Here is a 17,132-nt window from a genome sequence, read left to right as displayed (position 1 = left end):
GCGGGTTCAGGCGACCTGGCCGGAATTGCGATGGAAATCGCCCACTTCGAGCGGCTCGCGCGGCGTTTCCGCCTGCGCGCCGAGCTCGTGCGATTCGAAGTCGTCGACGCTGATGAGCTCCATCACCTTGCGATCGTAGTCGCGCAGCATGGCGGCCTCGTGTTCGGAGACGATGCCCTGCTGCAGCGCCTGCGCGATCTGCCCCGGCACGTCGAGCGCCGTGACCTTGCCGGTCTTCACACCTTCGACGCGGATGCGTTTTTCCACCGGCTCGGCGGTCTGCGCCATGACCAGCGCTTCCTGCAGCAACCCGAGCGGATTGCCCGGCTCGAGCGTGCGGTACACGTACTTGCAGAGCCGGTCGCGCACTTCGGTGACGTTGAGAACCGAGTCGGCCAGCGTGCGGCCGAGCCGGTCGCTGGGCGCCGAATACGCGCGGCCACCCGGGAAGATCAGCACGCGCATCACCGCGCCGAGAAACCGATTGGGGAAGTTGCGCAGGAAGTCGTGCAGCTGATCCTGTGCCTTGTAGAGCTGGTTGCGGCAGGCCCACTCGACGATGGGCAGGTCTTCCGCCGGGCGGCCCTGGTTCTCGTGATGTTTGAGCACCATCGAGGCGAGATACATCGCCGACAACACGTCTCCGAGCCGCGCCGAGAGGTTTTCCTTCTTCTTGAGATAGCCGCCGAGCGTGAGCATGGCGACGTCCACGGCGAAGGCGAACGACGCCGAGAAGCGCACGATGTGCTGGTAGTAGCGCTTGGTCTCACCGACATCGGGTACGTGCGTGAAACGCGCGTGGGTCAGCGCCATCACGAACGAACGCACCGCGTTGCTGATCGTGAAACCGACGTGGCCGAACAACGCGGCGTCGAAGTCGTTGACGCCCTGCTTGCGGTCGGGATTACGCGCCGCGTTCATTTCCTTGAGCACGAACGGATGGCAGCGGATTGCGCCCTGACCGAAGATGATGAGCGAGCGCGTGAGGATGTTCGCGCCCTCGACCGTGATCGCCACGGGGATCACCTGGTAGTTGCGGCCTAGATAGTTGCGCGGCCCCAGCTGGATTCCCTTGCCGCCGTGTACGTCCATCGCGTCGTTGGCGACCTGGCGCCCCATTTCCGTGACGTGATACTTGAGCATGGCCGAAGGCACCGATGGCTTCTCGCCGCCATCGATGGCGCCCGCGGTGACGGAGCGCGCCGCGTCCATCGTGTAGGTGTAGCCGACCATGCGCGCGAGCACGGCCTCGACGCCCTCGAACTTGCCCACCGACATGTTGAACTGGCGGCGGATGCGTGTGTATGCGCCGGAAGCGAACACGCCGGCCTTCGCGCCGCCGGTCGCGTTCGACGGCAGCGAGATGCAGCGGCCCACGGACAGCTGCTCGACCAGCATGCGCCAGCCCTGGCCCGCCATCTTCACGCCGCCGATGATCACGTCGAGCGGCACGAACACGTCCTTGCCGGACAGCGGCCCGTTCTGAAACGGCACGTTGAGCGGAAAATGGCGGCGGCCGATGTTGAGTCCCGGCGTATTGCGCGGGATCAGCGCGCAGGTGATGCCGTAGTCCGATTTCTCGCTGCCTAACAACTTGTCCGGGTCATAGAGGCGGAACGCGAGGCCGACCACCGTGGCGATCGGCGCCAGCGTGATGTAGCGCTTGGAGAAGTTGAGCTTCAGGCCGACGATCTCCTTGCCCTGGTACAGCCCCTTGCAGACGATGCCGGTGTCGGGCAACGAGGCCGCGTCGGAGCCGGCGCGCGGATGTGTCAGCGCGAAACACGGCACTTCCTCGCCGCGCGCCAGGCGCGGCAGGTAATGGTTCTTCTGCTCCTCGGTGCCATAGTGGTTGAGCAGCTCCGCGGGCCCGAGCGAATTGGGCACGGCGGTGGTCGCGGCCAGCAGTCCCGCGCGGCTCGCGAGTTTCACCAGCACGCAGGAATGCGCATACGCGGAAAATTCCAGCCCGCCGTATTTCTTCGGGATGATCATCGCGAAGAAACCCTTGCCCTTGAGGTAGTCCCACACCTTCGGCGGCATGTCGCCGCGTTTGTGCGTGACGTCCCAGTCGTCGTACATGCGGCACAGTTCCTCGCACGGGCCGTCGATGAAGGCCTGCTCTTCCGCGGTCAGCACCGGCGCCTTCGAGGCTAACAACTTGCCGAAGTCGGGTTTGCCGGTGAACAACTCGCCGTCCCACCACACGGTGCCGGCTTCGAGCGCTTCCTTCTCGGTCTGCGACATCGACGGCAGCAGGCGCATGTAGGTGCGCATGAATGGGCGCGTGATCAGCGCCTTGCGCAGCGGGCGCACGTTGAACAGCCACAACGCGCCGAGCATCACCCACAGGAAACCTTTCCAAAGTCCGGTGGGGGTGACCCACGGGTTCCAGGTGTAGCCAGCGAGCAGCAGCGTGAACACGACGGTGAACGCGATGAGAGGCAGCCGCTTGTAAGCCATGAAGACCACGGCGCCGATGAACAACAGCGTGAAACCCGTGCCAACCTTCGCCACATAGGCGGCGCCGGCGATCAGGGAAAGAATGACCAGGATTGCGCCGAGCATAGAAGAAGCCCCTCGTTTCGCAGTTGCGAAACTATAGCCATTTCCACCGCGGGAAGCGCGCGCGCAGCGGGCTCATGCCTGGCCTTCGAATGAGCGCCGCGCGGCCGCGATCGCATCGCCGATGACGCTGAGGAACGCACGGATGCGCGCGGTGTTGCGCAGGTCCTTGTGCGTGACGATCCACAACTCGCTCGCGGGCTCCGGCAGGACCCCGCAGATGCGCCGTATGCGGTCATCCGCGTCGGCGAGGTAACAAGGAAGCAGCGCGATGCCGAGGCCGGCACGCACGGCCATGAGCTGGTTCACGAGACTGTTGCTGCGATAGAAGATCCGGTCCGACGGCACGTGCGCCGCGATCCAGTCGCCCGCGACGATGCGCGACGGCTCTTCCCAGCCGATGACCGACTCGCGCGAAAAATTGAAGGCGCCGCCTTCGCGCCGCAAATTGCCGTGCTGCAGTCCGCCGTACAACGCCCAGGCGACGCCGGTCAGCCGGCGGCCGAACAGGGCGGGGTCGGTGGGCCGCCGCACCCGCAACGCGATGTCCGCCTCGCGCCGGCCGAGATCGAGCATGCGATTGTCGATGCTCAACACCAGCTGGATGCGCGGGTGCGCCGCGTGGAACTGCGCGAACAGGCGCGGCAGGACGGCATGCGACAACGTCTCCGAGGCGGTCACGCGCAGTACACCCGAGAGCTGCTGGTCGCGCCCGCTGATGTCCCGGTCCAGCGCCAGCAGTTCCGTCTCGACGCGTTCGGCGCCGGCCGCCGCGCGTTCGCCGGCCGCGGTGAGCTGATAACCGCGCGGCGAGCGGTCGAACAGCCGCACGCGCAGCCGCCGCTCGAGCGTGTTGAGCCGGCGGAACACGGTGGACAGGTCGACGTCGAGGCGTTCGGCCGCTCCCGCCAGCGTTTTTTCGCGCGACAACGCGAGAATCAGCGGCAGATCGCTGACGGAAAGGGCGCTTTCTTCGTTTGCAGCCATGCAAAGTGTGTTTGCCATACGGCTAATGGCTTTGCAAGCACGCCCATCTAGCATCTCTCCATCGCAATCACGCGATCGAAACGGGAGATTGTCATGTCTGCATTGATCGGAAAGGGTGGCGACGCCGCCTCACTGTTGCTGCGCGTATCGCTCGGTGTCATGTACCTGACGCACAGCATCGTGCTGAAAGTTTTCACGTTCGGCTTCGCCGGTACCGCGGGTTACTTCGCATCGCTCGGGTTGCCGTCGTTCACCGCTTACGTCGTGATCGCCGCAGAAGTCATCGGCGGAGTATTGCTGCTGGCGAACGTCGCCACCGGCTGGACCGCGCTCGCACTGCTGCCGGTTCTCGGCGGCGCCTTCTGGGTGCACTCGGGCAACGGTTGGGTGTTCAGCGCCGCAGGTGGTGGCTGGGAATATCCGCTGTTCCTGATCGTGGTCTCGGTGGCCGTCGCGCTGCAGTATTTCGCTGCCCGCAACGTCGCCGCGAACCGCTCCCAGGTGTTTGGCGCGGCTGCACAGCAGGCGTAAAAGGGCGGCATGTCGAATGCCGAACTTTTCACCAGCGTCGCGCGCGAGTACGCGAACTTCCGTCCCGGCTATCCACCGGAGTTGTTCGCATGGCTCGCGCGCGTTTCCGCGTCTTTGAACGCCGTGTGGGATTGCGGCTGCGGCAGCGGCCAGGCGAGCACGGCGCTCGCCGGACACTTCGCGGTTGTGTACGCGACGGACGTGGCCGCAGAGCAGATAGCCGCGGCGAAACCGCATCCGCGCGTGCGGTACAGCGTCGCATCGGCCGAAAATTCCGGACTGGCGGACGCCTCCGTCGATCTCGTCACCGTGGCGCAGGCGCTGCATTGGTTCGATGTCGAGGCGTTTTACGCCGAGGCGCGGCGCGTGGCGCGTCCCGGCGCGTTGCTCGTGGTGTGGAACTACCCGCGGCCGAAATTCGCCGACGCCGCACTCGATCGCAGATTCCTCGACTTCTATCGCGACGTGGTCGGGCCGTACTGGCCGCCGGAGCGCCGCCACATCGAGTCAAACTACTCGACGCTGCCGTTTCCATTCGAGCAGCTCGAAGCGCCGCCGTTCGGATTGAACCTGGACTGGAGAATCGAGCAGGTGATCGGCTACGTGAGCAGCTGGTCGGCCACCGCGCGTTACCGCAAGGCGGTGGGCGCAGACCCGGTGCCGATGCTGGCCGAATCGTTGGGCGCCATCTGGCCCGGCGCCGGCGTCAGCGTGCCGCTGCACATGCCGCTGGGATTACGCGCCGGGCGTCTGCGCCCGGTGACTAGATCAGTTCCTTGACCCCGTCGCGTTCTTCGCGCAGTTCCTTGTCGGTGGCATCCATGCGTTTGCGCGAGAAGTCGTCCACGCCCAGACCCTGCACGATCTGGTAGTCGCCGTTGGCGGTGGTGACCGGATACGAATACACCACGCCTTCCTTGATGCCGTAGCTGCCATCCGACGGCACGGCCATGCTGATGAAGTTGTCGGCGGCCGTGCCGAGATGCCAGTCGCGCATGTGGTCGATCGCGGCCGATGCCGCCGAGGCGGCCGACGATGCGCCGCGCGCCTTGATGATGGCGGCGCCGCGCTGCTGCACGGTCGGAATGAAGGTCTCTTCGTACCACTTGCGGTCGACCAGTGAATGCGCGGCCTTGCCATCGACGGTGCAGAAGTTGAGATCCGGATACTGCGTCGCGGAGTGGTTGCCCCAGATGAGCATCTTCTGGACCTTGGTGACGTGGCTGCCGGTTTTCTCGGCGAGCTGCGAGACGGCGCGGTTGTGATCGAGGCGCGTCATCGCGGTGAAATTGCGCGGGTTCAAGTCCTTGGCGTTGGCGCGCGCGATCATCGCGTTGGTATTGGCCGGGTTGCCGACCACCAGCACGCGGATGTTGCGATCGGCGACGTCGTTCATCGCCTTGCCCTGCGCGGAGAAGATCTGCGCGTTGGCCATCAGCAGATCCTTGCGCTCCATGCCGGGGCCGCGCGGGCGCGCGCCGACCAGCAGGGCGGCCTGGCAATCCTTGAACGCGACGCGTGCGTCGTCGGTGGCGACGATCTTGTTGAGCGTGGGGAATGCGCAGTCGTTGAGCTCCATCACCACGCCCGCGAGCTGTGGCAGCGCCGGCGTGACCTCGAGCAGATGCAGGTTCACCGGGGTGTCGGCACCCAGCATCTGGCCGGAGGCAACGCGGAAGGCCAGGGCATAACCGATCTGGCCGGCGGCACCGGTGATGGCGACATTGACAGCGGGTTTCATCGAAGGGCTCCCAGGCGGCTATGAACAGGCCAGAAAAATGCGGGCCGGAATTCTAGCAGGGAGCTTGTGCGCTTGCCTTCAGGTCGGCCCGCTAGCGGTCCGGGGACACGGCGTAGGCCCGATGCTGGCGTTTGTATTCGGCGTACTCGGCATCGGCCTGCGCGTTCATGCCGGTGGCACGCAGCCGTTCGATCTCCGCGAGCCAGCGCTTCGAATCGCCGCGGAAGGCCGGCGACTGCGGTACGCGCGCGTATCGGTTGGCTTCCGCTTCGGAGACGAAGCCGCCGGGAGAAGCGGGCGCAGGTGCCGCACTGGGGCTGAGCTCGATCACGATGGAATTGCCGGCGGTGTCGGCCGCGCCGTCCGCGCTTTCGGCGGGCAGTGCGGCTTCAGTGTTTGCCCTGTCAGGCGCAGAGTTGTTAGGCGCCTGGGCTTCGGGCAACGTGGCCGCCGGTGCGGCCGGATAGTCGAGTCGCTGCGCGACAGTCTGCACCGTCACCTCCGGCGTGGGCGCGGGCTTGACCGGCATGCCGACGTTCAGGATCACCGCCAAAGCCAGCACCAGCGTCGCCGCGATGGCCAGCGGCGCGCCCCATCGCGGCCCCTTGTACACGCGCTGCGGCCGCGTACCTTCGAGCGCCTCGCGCGCCTGGCGCAGCACGAGGCGATCCAGCTCACCGGGCGGCTCGAGCGGATCTTCGATGCCGCGAAAGAGCGGCTTGCGGCGCGTCAGGAATGCTTCGAATTCATCGTCGGGGCGGTTCATCATGCCTCCGCCGCGGCCAGCGCCGCTTTCAGTTTGCCGACCGCGTAACGCAGCCGGCTCTTCGCCGTTTCGGCGCCAACGCCGGTCACGCGTGCGATTTCCTCGAGTGACAGATCCGATTCCTCGTGCAGTAGATAGACATCGCGCTGCGCAGGCGGCAACGTGGCGAGCGCCGCGCGATAACGCCGCGTCGTCTCGTCGCGTGCCAGCCGCACGTCCGGCAGCTGCTCGGCATCCGCCGGCAACAGGTCCGCGGCGTCCGCGTCCTCGATGCCCATTCCCGCCGGACGGCTCTTCGTGCGGCGACAGTGATCGATGAAGCAGTTGTGCGCAAGCGTGAACAGGAAGGTACGGAATTTCGCGCGCGGCTCGTAGCGGGCGCGGTTGACGATCACGCGGCTCCACACTTCCTGGAACAGGTCGTTCGCGACTTCGCCGTCGCGCGCCTGGCGCACCAGGTAACGATAAAGAGCGCCGCGATGGCGTGAATAGAGCGTTTCGAAAGCGCGCATTTCTCCGCGTGCATACGCAAGCATCAGTTGCGCGTCGTCGTCCTCACTCATCGCCGCGACTCTACGCGGAGTTGCGCGCGGCAAGCGCGTCGACGTTTCTGAAGTAGTGAGGCCGTCCACCGTGATGAGTGCCGCATTCACGGCTGGATCGCTTCCGCCGCGGCGGGGGACAAGATCGACATCGCGAGCAGTTCGCGCTGCGGAGCGAAGTACGGGTCCGCGGTGGGGGTATGGGCGCAGGTCAGGGCCACTTCGCGCGCCGGGGAGGACAGGTCGTGCATCAGACCGGCACCGACAGCGCCGTGCGCGACCACAATTCCTAAGATAAACAATAGTTTGGATTTCATGTGGCCCCCGCGCCGGATTTGAACGCCTCATGGCTTGCAACGCGGCAGAAACTTTTTTCGGGTTAGGGCTTGTTTCTGAGTTGGTGTTGTAGTTATATATAACACCAACACGTAGGGCGAATCGCATAGGGCGAGACGCCACGAAACCGAAGGAAGACGATCATGAAGACCCTGAACCTCAAATCCGTAGCCAGCGCGTTTGCCGCACTCGCCGTGACCCTCGCTCTGAGCTACACGTTCACCAGCTCACTCAACCTGAAACTCGCCCAGCGCGACTACAGCTTCGCGGCCGCCCTGACCGCCTCGGTTCGCTGAACCAGGAGCAACCAGATGGACCCGCAATGGGACGATGGCCAGCCGATATACCGGCAGCTGCGCGATCGAGTGGTGGCGATGATCCTCGAGGGAGTCCTCAAGGAGGGTGATCCGCTCCCCTCGGTCCGCGCCGTCGCGGCGGAATTTCGTCTCAACCCGCTGACCGTTCTCAAGGGATACCAGCAGCTCGTCGATGAGCAGCTGGTCGAGAAGAAACGCGGGCGCGGCATGTTCGTCAACAGCGGAGCACGGCAGGCCCTCATGAAAGACGAACGTGTGTATTTCCTCGAGACGGAATGGCCGAAGATTTACGCGACCATCGCGCGGCTCGGTTTCTCCACAGAAGAACTCATGAAACGCGGTGCGAAATCGGTCCCGGTGTCACAGCCGTTCCCGACCCGCGCCTCAACGGAAGATGAAGATGACAGCAATCATTGAAGCTCGCGGTCTCACGAAGAGCTACGGCAGCACGCAAGTGCTGCGTGGCATCGACCTCAACGTCCAGCCGGGACGCATCGTCGGCCTCATCGGCCCGAACGGCGCCGGCAAGACCACCGCCATCAAGGCGATCCTCGGCCTCACCGCGTTCGACGGCGAACTGAAGGTGCTCGGCCGGGATCCACGCACCGAGCGCAACCAGCTGATGGAAGAGGTGTGTTTCATCGCCGACGTCGCGGTGTTGCCGCGCTGGATCAAGGTGTCGCAGGCGGTCGACTTCGTCGCCGGCGTGCATCCGCGCTTCGATCGCAAACGGGCGCTGGATTTCCTCGCCCGCACCGACATCAAGCTCGGCAGCAGTGTCCGCCAGCTCTCGAAGGGCATGGTCACGCAGCTGCACCTGGCGCTGATCCTGGCCATCGACGCCAAACTACTGGTGCTGGACGAACCCACGCTCGGCCTGGACCTGCTGTTCCGCCGCTCGTTCTACGACAACCTGCTGAACGACTACTTCGACAAGGAGCGCACCATCCTCGTGACCACGCACCAGGTCGAGGAGATCGAGAACATCCTCACGGACATCGTCTTCATCCAGCACGGCAAGATCGCGCTCGACGCGGCCATGGAAAACCTGGGCGAACGTTTTACTCAGCTCGTGCCCACCGCCGGCAATGTCGACGCGGCGCGCGCGCTCAAGCCGTTCTACGAGCGCGAAGTCTTCGGCCGGATCGCCATGCTCTACGACGGACGCAACCAGTCCGAACTCGCGCCGCTCGGGGAAACCCGCGCGCCGTCGGTCACGGATCTGTTCGTCGCGATGATGCAGCCCGCCGGTACGCAGTCGAAGGAGGCCGCATGAACTCCACATTCCCCATGCTGATCCGCCGCGAAATCTGGGAACACAAATCGCTGTGGATCGCACCGCTCGTCTGGGTGGGCCTCATCACGCTGTTCTTCAACTGGGCGATGCTGCACGTACCTGATGGCGGAAACTCCGGCATCAAGATCGACGGACGCCCCGTCGGAGAGCTGTCGCTGGACAACCAGCAGAAACAGCAGGTGCAGCAGGCGCTCAACATGCCCGAGGAGCGCAAGGAAAGCGTTTTCGCGGTCTCCTACCTCGCGATCTTCGGGCTGATCTCGGTGTTCATGACGATCGTCGTGTTCTTCTACCTGATCGACTGCCTGTACACCGAACGCAAGGATCGCAGCATCCTGTTCTGGAAGTCGCTGCCGGTTTCCGATACCAACGTCGTGCTGTCGAAACTGGCGGTGGCGCTGCTGGTGGTGCCGATCGGCGTGATACTGCTGAGCGCCGTCACGCAATTCGTCAACTACCTCACGGCATCGGCGATCCTGCACGACACGGTCATCGGCCAGATGTTTCCCGACTGGAGCTTCAGCGCCTGGCTGCGCTCGCAGGCCATCGCCTTCGGCGTGATGCTGGGCGGCGTGTTGTGGTACGCGCCGATCGCGGGCTACCTGCTGCTGTTGTCGAGCTGGGCGAAGAACAAGGTGTTCCTGTGGGCCATCCTGCCGCCGATCGCGCTGCCGGTGCTGGAGAAGGTCTTCCTGCAGAGCGACCACGTGCTCGATTTCCTCGGCCGGCGCTTCACGGGCTACATCGAGCTCATGAAGGTGGATCCGAACGCGTTCGAAGCGGGCACCAATGACCGGCTGCCGGCGGTGGACGACGTGTACAACGCGTTCCACCTGTCGAACATGTTCACCAGCGTTGAAATGTGGCTCGGAGTCGCCGCCGGCGCCGCCATGGTGTTCGTCGCCATCCGCATCCGCCGGTACCGCGACGAATCCTGATCCTCTGTAGTTAGAGGGGCGAGCGCCGGCCGGAATCCGGCGCGCGCCCGGCGGTGCGGGTGGCGTTACCCTTCCCCAAAGGCGTCACCCGCACCGCAGTCCCTCGCGCGGCGTGGCTCCAAGGTACACTCCGGGCCGGATGTACCTGCGGCTACAACGCGACGGCGACGCTCTCGACGCCGAACTCTCCGGCGAATGGCGCGGCGCGAATCTGCCCGCCATCGACGCCGAAATCGCCGCGCACTCCTTCGCGGGTGCTCGGTCCCTCAAGGTCACGGTTCCCGACACCGTCACGCTCGACCTGGCCGGTGCCTGGCGGCTGCGTGAATGGCTGAAAGCGGCCGAGGCCGCGGGCTTGAACATCCAGTTCGATGGCCCACCGCCCGGTCAGCTCGAGCTCATCGATCACACGCTGGCGGGCAAGGTGCGGCCCACTCCGCCGTCTTCATCCGAGTCCGCCTTCGAGCCGGTCAGCGCGCTCGGCAAACAGGTGACGCGCCGCGTGCAGGCCGTGAAGCTGGCGCTCGACTTCATCGGCCGCGCCTGCGTCGCGTTCGGGCGCGCCTGCACCAGCTGGCGCCGCCTGCGGCCCGCTTCGATCGCGCGGCATGTTTACGAGACCGGCATCACCGCCATTCCGATCGTCTCGCTGATCGCCTTTCTGATCACGCTGATCATCGCCTACATCGCCGCGCAGCAGGCGCGCGCGTACGGCGCCGAAATCTTCGTGGTCGACATCGTCACCGTCGGCGTGTTGCGCGAGCTCGGCGTGTTGCTGACGGCCATCATCGTCGCCGGCCGGTCCGGCTCGGCGTTCGCGGCCGAGATCGGCGCGATGAAGCTCAACGAGGAAGTCGACGCGTTGCACGCGATCGGCGTGGAACCGCACGAGGTGCTGATCGTGCCGCGCGTCATCGGCCTCGTGATCGCCATGCCGCTGCTGGCGGTCATCGCCGACGGCATCGGGCTCACGGGCGGCGCCTTGTTGTGCAAATGGCTGCTCGACATGCCGCTGGTGCTGTATCTCGAGCGTGTGCAGGACGCGATCGCGCCCACCACCTTCTGGGTGGGCATCATCAAGGCGCCGGTCTTCGGCCTGCTGATCGCTCTCTCCGGCACGTACCGCGGCCTGCAGGTCCGCGATTCCTCGCGCGAGCTCGGCCGCCTGACTACCGTCGCCGTCGTGCAGTCGATCTTCCTGGTCATCTTCGCCAACGCGATATTCGCCATCGCGTTCTGGCAGTTGGATATCTGATGGCCGAACCGCTCATCGAAGTCCGCGGGCTCGTGAACCGGTTCGGCCGGCAGATCGTGCACGACGGGCTCGACATGACCGTGTACCGCGGCGAGGTGTTCGGGATCGTCGGTGGCTCGGGGGCCGGCAAATCGGTGCTGTTGCGCTCGATCCTGGGGCTGCAGCGGCCGCAGGCGGGCGAGGTGCGAATGCAGGGGCGCGATCTCACGCAATTGACTGTGGCGCAGCTCAAGGACATCAAGGCGACCTACGGAGTCACCTTCCAGCAGGGTGCGCTGTTCTCCTCGCTCACGGTCCTGCAAAACGTGCAACTGCCGATGCTCGAACACCTGCGGTTGACGCCGCGCGCACTCGAAGAACTGGCGATGCTCAAGATCCGGCTGGTGGGCCTGACGGACGAGGCGGCGCGCAAATACCCGGCGCAGCTGTCGGGCGGCATGATCAAACGCGCCGCGCTGGCGCGTGCCCTCGCGCTCGATCCGGCGCTGCTCATGCTCGACGAACCGACCGCCGGCCTCGACCCGATCAGCGCCGCGGCGTTCGACGCCTTGCTCATGGACCTGCGCGAGCAGCTAGGACTCACCGTCGTCATGATCACGCATGACCTCGACACCATCTTCAGAACCTGCAATCGTGTCGGGGTGATCATCGACCGCAAGATGACGAGCGACACCCTGGCCAACATCACCGCCAATCCACACCCGTGGATCCAGGCCTACTTCCATGGGGAACGCGCCGTGCGTTTCGGCCAGGGCGCCGTACAGCATGTGAACAACAATGGAACGTGAAGCTAACTACACCGCGGTCGGCGCCTTCGTGCTGCTGGTCGCGACCATGGCGAGCCTGTTCGTGTACTGGTACGCGGGCAGCGCCGATGCGCGCGACTACGTGCGTTACGAGATGTATTTCGAGGGCAGCGTCTCGGGCCTCAATCGCGGCAGCACGGTGCGTTATCTCGGTGTCGACGTCGGGCGCGTGGTCGCGATCCGCATCGACAAACGCGCCTCGGACCGCGTGCAGGTGATCTCGGACATCGACTCGCACACACCGATTTCGAAGGAAACGCTGGCCTCGCTGTCGATGCAGGGCGTGACCGGCCTGCTGTACATCGACCTGCTGGCCAGCGACAAGAACAAGGGCCGCATGCCGTCGGTACCGAGCGAGATCTATCCGGTCATCGACACCGTGCAGTCGAATTTCGACCGGTTGCTGTCGAGCCTGCCCGACCTCGTCGGCCGTGCGACGGAGGTCGTCGATCGCGCCTCGCGCGTGTTGTCGGACGAAAACCTCGCCGCTTTCGCCAAGACGATGCAAAACGTCGAACGGACGTCCGAGTCGTTGCCCGGCGCCATGCGCGACGCCGCGGCGGTGGTGGCCGAGCTCAAGGCCACCATGGCGGATGTGCGCGCCGCGGCCACCGGCGCGCGCCAGCTCATCGACACCTCGGGGCCGAATCTCACCGCGGCCTCCGAACGTCTGCGCGCCATCTCCGAGAATCTTGCCAGGACCAGCGCGAGCCTCGACCGGCTGATGGCCGACCACCGCGAGGACCTCGGGCTGTTCCTGCGCGACAGCCTGCCGGAAATCGAGCGGCTGCTGCGCGACGGGCGCAGCGCCGCGCAGGAATTCCGCGAGCTCTCGCGCAGTCTCAAGGCCGATCCTTCACAAATGATCTATGAGCCGAGTTACCGCGGCGTGGAGATTCCGCGATGAATGTCAGGCTCCTTGCTGTCAGACCCATCGCACTGCTGCTGGCCCTGCTCGCCGTGGGCGGCTGCGGTGGTGTCTTCGAAAGCGCGATACCGGCGGCACAGGCATTCGTACTGCGGCTCGCGCCGCGTCCCACCGCGACGCCATCCACCACGCCCCGCGGCAGCGTGTTGTTGCAGCGGCCCGAAGCCGGCCCCGGCCTCGATTCCGATCGCATCGCGCTGCTGCGCAGCGACAACCGCTTCGATTTCTACGCCGCGAGCCGCTGGGCCGCGCCTGCGCCGGACATGGTCGAGAGCGTGATCGTCGAAGCGTTGCGCGCGGGCGGCAATTTTTCCGCGGTGTTCGACGACACCTCGCCATACGCGCCGCGTTACAGCCTGCGGGTGACGCTGCGCCGCTTCGAGGCTGACTACACATCCGCGGGGCGCGCACCCACGGTGTACGTGGCGCTCGATTGCACGTTGGGCCGGCATCGCGACCGCGAATTGCTCGCGAGTTTCACCGCGCAAGGATCTGCCGTGGCGAGTGAAGACCGCCTGACGGCGGTGGTGGCGGCCTTCGAGGCGGCGACCGCGACGGCGATGGCGCAGCTCGAGCAGTCGACGGCGGCGGCGCTCGACGCGGAGCAGGCGCCCGCGGAAAGCAAACCCTAGAAGGTAGATAGGCCGGAGGCTTCCATGAGCCGGTACAGCCAGTACGTCCCCTGCGCGGGGTCGGCATAGGCGCCGAAGTCGGCGCTGTACTCGAGCGGCGGCGGGCCGCGATTGGTCCACAACGAATCGAACCAGGTATTGATGCTGGTGGCGATCTCCGAATTCAGCGGCACACTCGCGGCGATGTTTACCTCGAGATTGAAATCGTCGATGTTGCGGCGGGTCAGGTTCGCCGAACCGAGCGTGAACCAGAATTCCGTGGCGGTGCGCAGCGCCACGATTTTGCTGTGGAACTGCTCGCCGTGGGTGCGGAACCAGCGCACCTTGATGGCGCCGTCCGACGCGGCCGCGAGCTCGGTGGCGACCGAGCGGTTCGGGATGCCGTTCTTGGTGCGGCCGAAGGCGTCCTTGTTCGGGTCGAGCAGCACCCGCACCGCCACGCCGCGTTTCGCCGCCGCCACCAGCGCCCGCACCACGTCGCGTTCCGATAGATAGAACATCGCGACGTCGATGCTGTCGCCCACGCGCGTGCCTTCGACATTACGCACGATCGCGGCGCGGATCTCGCCTTCGGTGAGCACCTGCACGCGTGCGGCATTCTCCGGCTGCGCGATCGCCGCGCCGGCCGGAGGCGCAGGCGGCGTCCAGTCGCTGCGCCAGCCCGAGCCGCGGGCCAGCGCCAGCTCGCTCTCGAGCAGCGGCCACAACGCGGCGCCCGACACCTTGAGCCCGACGTTGGAATGCAGGCTGCTCGCGTCGTGCGGGTTCGCGGAGGTGACGATGCCGGTGATGCCACCGCGGCCGTCGTCGGCGATCAGCACCTTGCGGTGATCCGCCTTGAAATTGAGCAGCCGGGCCCAGGCGCCGAGGCTGACCTGGTCCGGACCCGCATCGAGTGGATTCGGCAGCCACGCATCGCCCGAACCGTCGCCCGACCACCACTTCATCGTGAGGCGCCACAATGCCGAGTAGATAGGGTTCGAATCGCGCAGCGCGTCGAGATCGACGCGCACCGTGTCGACGCCGGCGCCGCGCAGGGCCGCCAGGTCGCGCGAGGGCAGGCCGCCGTACACGTCGTTGATGGGATCGTAGAGCAGCAGCACCTTGAGGGCGGGGACTTCGCGCTTGCGCTCCAGCAGCGCGTCGCGCAGCTCCGCCGACAGCTCGCGATGCGGCTTCGCATCGAGCGCCGCGCCGCGCTGGCTGTTGAACAGGAAGAAGTCGAGCACCAGGTATTCGCGCGCTTCGCCGATCACCTTGAGCATGGCATCGAAGATCTGCTGCCGGATCACCGGTGCGCCGAAGCTGTCGGCGCTCGTGACATCGGCGAGGAACTGCAGCTGTGCGAGTGGCGTCTCGACGATGGCGCCGCGGATGCTCACGCCCGCGGGCAACGGTTTGTACAGGTTCCACAGCGCGACGGCGGCCCACAGGGCAAGGAAGCCATAGAAAAGCTTCCGGCCGAGGCGACGCTTGCGCGGCGGCGCCACCGGAGGCGGAGACGGGTCTATGGGTGTCGCGTCAGGCTCTTCAGCCATCGGCGGATTCTAGCCGCTCCGACAACTCCAGCCAGCGTGTCTCGAGTTGTTCGATGTCGCGCAGGACAACCGCGTGCCTCTCGGTCACCTTGCGCGCATGCGCCGCATCGCGCGCATAGTCGAGTCCGGCTATCTCCGTCTCGAGTCTGGCGCGTTCCTGCGTGAGCTTGGACAACGAGGTCTCGATGGCCTTGACCTCCTGACGCCTGGGGGCGAGGTCCTTGCGCTCGGGCGTGCCCTTGCCCTTCTTTTCACGGCGTTCGGGCGCTGGTTTGGGCGCCGCGGGTGTCGCCGCGTTGCCGCCGCGCTTCTCGAGCCAGTTGGAGTAGTCCTCGAGATCGCCATCGAAATCCCGCACAGCGCCTTCGGCCACCAGCCAGAACTGGTCGCAGACGCTGCGCAGCAGCCCGCGATCGTGCGACACCACGATGACCGCGCCGGCGAAATCCTGCAGTGCGGTGATCAACGAATGCCGCATTTCGAAATCGAGGTGGTTGGTCGGCTCGTCGAGCAGCAGCAGGTTGGGGCGCTCGGCGACCAGGATGGCCAACGCGAGACGCGCGCGCTCGCCGCCCGAGAAATGCACCACCGGCTCGAACACGCGATCGCCGCGGAAGCCGAAGCCGCCGAGGTGATTGCGGCGGCGCTGCTCGTCCCACTGCGAACGCACGCCCATTTCGTCGATGCGGTTGGTGAGGGCGACCAGCGCCGTGTCGCGCGAGTCGAGCCGGTCGACTTCGAGCTGCGCAAAGTTGCCGACGATCAGATCCGGCGAGGCCACGCGGTCGCCGCCGAGCGGCGGCAAAGAGCCCGAAATGAGCTTCATCAGCGTGGATTTTCCGGCGCCGTTGCGGCCGAGAATACCGATGCGCTCGCCCGGGTTGATCGAGCGGTTCACGCCCGCGATCACCCGGCGTTCGCCGTAGCCCGCATCCGCGTGGTCGAGCGTGACCAGCGGCTGCGGTAGTTTGCTGGCCGCCGCGAACTCCCATTCGAAGCCCTCGATCTCCTGGTAGGTGGCGATCGTCTCGAGTTTGCCCAGCGCCTTGATGCGGCTCTGCACCTGGCGCGCCTTGCTGGCCTGCGCGCGGAACCGGTCGATGAACGAATGCAGGCGCGCGACCTCGCGCTGCTGGCGCGCGGCCATCGCGGCGGACTGCTGGATGCTGGCGGCGTGCTGGCGCTGGAAATCCGTGTAGTTGCCGGTCCAGTGCGTGAGCTGGTTGTTCTCCAGATTGACGATCCGGTTGACGATGTCGTCGAGGAACTCCCGATCGTGGGACACCAGCAGCAGGGTGCCCGGAAAACGCTGCAGCCAGGCTTCGAGCCACAACACCGCGTCGAGATCCAGGTGGTTAGTCGGCTCGTCGAGCATGAGCACGTCGGCGCGCGACATCAGGGCGCGGGCCATGTTGGCGCGCATCTGCAGGCCGCCCGACAGTTCCTTGACCTTGCGGTCGATGTCGCCGGGCTCGAACCCCAGGCCGTCGGCGAGTTCGGCGGCGCGCGCCGCGGAGGTGTAGCCGCCGGCGAGATCGTAGTCGCCGAGCAGGTGCGCCTCCTTCATGCCGTCGTCGGCCGCGCGCGCCTTTTCGAGCTGCGCTTCGATGGCCATGAGGTTGGTGTCGCCGCCGCGCACGTACTCGAGGACGGTGGATTCGGTGCGCGGCAATTCCTGCGACACGGAGACGAAATTGAGCTTGCCCGGCACCGTGTAGTCGCCGCCGTCGGCGCCCAGATCGCCGCGCAGCAACGCCAGCAGGCTCGATTTGCCGCACCCGTTGCGCCCGACGATCCCTATCTTGTCGCCCCGGAAAATGGTCAGGTTCGCGCGGTCGAAAAGGACCGCCGCGCCGCGGCGCAATCGCAAATCGCGAAGTTCAAGCATGAGTGGGTTCCAGCATGGGGGCGCGATTCTAGGTGAGCGCGGCTATGCTGTCGTCGGTGATTGGA

General features: G+C 65.9%; 18 protein-coding genes. 10 read left to right on the top strand and 8 right to left on the bottom strand.

The features are described from left to right. Positions 1 to 6: 6 nt before the first annotated feature. Together WDO72_09705 and WDO72_09700 are read right to left on the bottom strand one after the other, a co-directional pair. On the bottom strand, positions 7 to 2,568 hold the full coding sequence (locus WDO72_09705; GenBank protein MEJ0085947.1) for an acyl-CoA dehydrogenase: 2,562 nt from the start codon (positions 2,566 to 2,568) through the stop codon (positions 7 to 9). Between the two features lie 72 nt (positions 2,569 to 2,640). After that, positions 2,641 to 3,552 (bottom strand): LysR family transcriptional regulator, encoded by a 912-nt coding sequence (locus WDO72_09700; GenBank protein ID MEJ0085946.1) that lies wholly within the window; start codon positions 3,550 to 3,552, stop codon positions 2,641 to 2,643. Positions 3,553 to 3,645: 93 nt separating this feature from the next. Between WDO72_09700 and WDO72_09695 the strand changes: the two genes are divergently transcribed. After that, positions 3,646 to 4,083, top strand: coding sequence for a DoxX family protein (locus tag WDO72_09695; protein MEJ0085945.1), 438 nt, complete (start codon positions 3,646 to 3,648; stop codon positions 4,081 to 4,083). A gap of 9 nt (positions 4,084 to 4,092) precedes the next feature. Beyond that, positions 4,093 to 4,863 carry a class I SAM-dependent methyltransferase gene (locus WDO72_09690; protein ID MEJ0085944.1) on the top strand — a complete coding sequence of 257 codons (771 nt, stop codon included), beginning with the start codon at positions 4,093 to 4,095 and terminating at the stop codon, positions 4,861 to 4,863. Here the strand turns inward: WDO72_09690 and WDO72_09685 are convergent. The 4 genes from WDO72_09685 to WDO72_09670 all read right to left on the bottom strand — a co-directional run bounded on the left by WDO72_09685 (position 4,847) and on the right by WDO72_09670 (position 7,449). Continuing rightward, positions 4,847 to 5,824 carry a malate dehydrogenase gene (locus WDO72_09685; protein ID MEJ0085943.1) on the bottom strand — a complete coding sequence of 326 codons (978 nt, stop codon included), beginning with the start codon at positions 5,822 to 5,824 and terminating at the stop codon, positions 4,847 to 4,849. The two genes, WDO72_09690 and WDO72_09685, sit on opposite strands and share 17 nt — an antisense overlap. A 91-nt stretch (positions 5,825 to 5,915) precedes the next feature. Then, entirely contained in the window at positions 5,916 to 6,590 is a 675-nt protein-coding gene (locus WDO72_09680) for a hypothetical protein (protein MEJ0085942.1), read from the bottom strand. Next, positions 6,590 to 7,153, bottom strand: coding sequence for an RNA polymerase sigma factor (locus tag WDO72_09675; GenBank protein ID MEJ0085941.1), 564 nt, complete (start codon positions 7,151 to 7,153; stop codon positions 6,590 to 6,592). The genes WDO72_09680 and WDO72_09675 overlap by 1 nt, the downstream gene beginning before the upstream one ends. Before the next feature lie 86 nt (positions 7,154 to 7,239). After that, positions 7,240 to 7,449, bottom strand: a complete 210-nt coding sequence (locus tag WDO72_09670; protein MEJ0085940.1) for a hypothetical protein — start codon at positions 7,447 to 7,449, stop codon at positions 7,240 to 7,242. Positions 7,450 to 7,611: 162 nt separating this feature from the next. Here WDO72_09670 and WDO72_09665 point away from each other — a divergent pair, with 162 nt between their 5' ends. The 8 genes from WDO72_09665 (at position 7,612) to WDO72_09630 (ending at position 13,641) form a co-directional block, all read left to right on the top strand. Beyond that, a complete protein-coding gene (locus WDO72_09665; protein ID MEJ0085939.1) occupies positions 7,612 to 7,764 on the top strand; it encodes a hypothetical protein in 153 nt (50 codons plus the stop codon). Positions 7,765 to 7,779: 15 nt separating this feature from the next. Next, positions 7,780 to 8,202 carry a GntR family transcriptional regulator gene (locus WDO72_09660; GenBank protein MEJ0085938.1) on the top strand — a complete coding sequence of 141 codons (423 nt, stop codon included), beginning with the start codon at positions 7,780 to 7,782 and terminating at the stop codon, positions 8,200 to 8,202. After that, positions 8,186 to 9,061, top strand: coding sequence for an ABC transporter ATP-binding protein (locus WDO72_09655; GenBank protein MEJ0085937.1), 876 nt, complete (start codon positions 8,186 to 8,188; stop codon positions 9,059 to 9,061). Before WDO72_09660 ends, WDO72_09655 begins: the two co-directional genes overlap by 17 nt. Further along, positions 9,058 to 10,020, top strand: coding sequence for an ABC-2 transporter permease (locus WDO72_09650; protein MEJ0085936.1), 963 nt, complete (start codon positions 9,058 to 9,060; stop codon positions 10,018 to 10,020). The genes WDO72_09655 and WDO72_09650 overlap by 4 nt, the downstream gene beginning before the upstream one ends. Before the next feature lie 112 nt (positions 10,021 to 10,132). Then, the gene (locus WDO72_09645) at positions 10,133 to 11,275 is read left to right on the top strand and encodes an ABC transporter permease (GenBank protein ID MEJ0085935.1); all 1,143 of its coding nucleotides are present in this window, start codon (positions 10,133 to 10,135) and stop codon (positions 11,273 to 11,275) included. Further along, positions 11,275 to 12,063: an ATP-binding cassette domain-containing protein gene (locus tag WDO72_09640; protein MEJ0085934.1), complete on the top strand. Its 789-nt coding sequence runs from the start codon at positions 11,275 to 11,277 to the stop codon at positions 12,061 to 12,063. Before WDO72_09645 ends, WDO72_09640 begins: the two co-directional genes overlap by 1 nt. Then, a complete protein-coding gene (locus WDO72_09635) occupies positions 12,053 to 12,988 on the top strand; it encodes an MlaD family protein (protein ID MEJ0085933.1) in 936 nt (311 codons plus the stop codon). Before WDO72_09640 ends, WDO72_09635 begins: the two co-directional genes overlap by 11 nt. Next, positions 12,985 to 13,641, top strand: coding sequence for an ABC-type transport auxiliary lipoprotein family protein (locus WDO72_09630; GenBank protein MEJ0085932.1), 657 nt, complete (start codon positions 12,985 to 12,987; stop codon positions 13,639 to 13,641). The genes WDO72_09635 and WDO72_09630 overlap by 4 nt, the downstream gene beginning before the upstream one ends. On the opposite strand, the gene WDO72_09625 is transcribed toward WDO72_09630, so the two are convergent. Continuing rightward, entirely contained in the window at positions 13,638 to 15,179 is a 1,542-nt protein-coding gene (locus tag WDO72_09625; protein MEJ0085931.1) for a phospholipase D-like domain-containing protein, read from the bottom strand. The two genes, WDO72_09630 and WDO72_09625, sit on opposite strands and share 4 nt — an antisense overlap. Beyond that, positions 15,172 to 17,067, bottom strand: a complete 1,896-nt coding sequence (locus WDO72_09620) for an ATP-binding cassette domain-containing protein (protein MEJ0085930.1) — start codon at positions 17,065 to 17,067, stop codon at positions 15,172 to 15,174. The genes WDO72_09625 and WDO72_09620 overlap by 8 nt, the downstream gene beginning before the upstream one ends. Positions 17,068 to 17,132 lie beyond the last annotated feature (65 nt).

It is taken from the genome of Pseudomonadota bacterium (assembly GCA_037200975.1).
Taxonomy (GTDB): domain Bacteria; phylum Pseudomonadota; class Gammaproteobacteria; order Steroidobacterales; family Steroidobacteraceae; genus CADEED01.
Note: the sequence above shows the minus strand (reverse complement) of the source record. Positions and strands in the feature narration are given on the sequence as shown.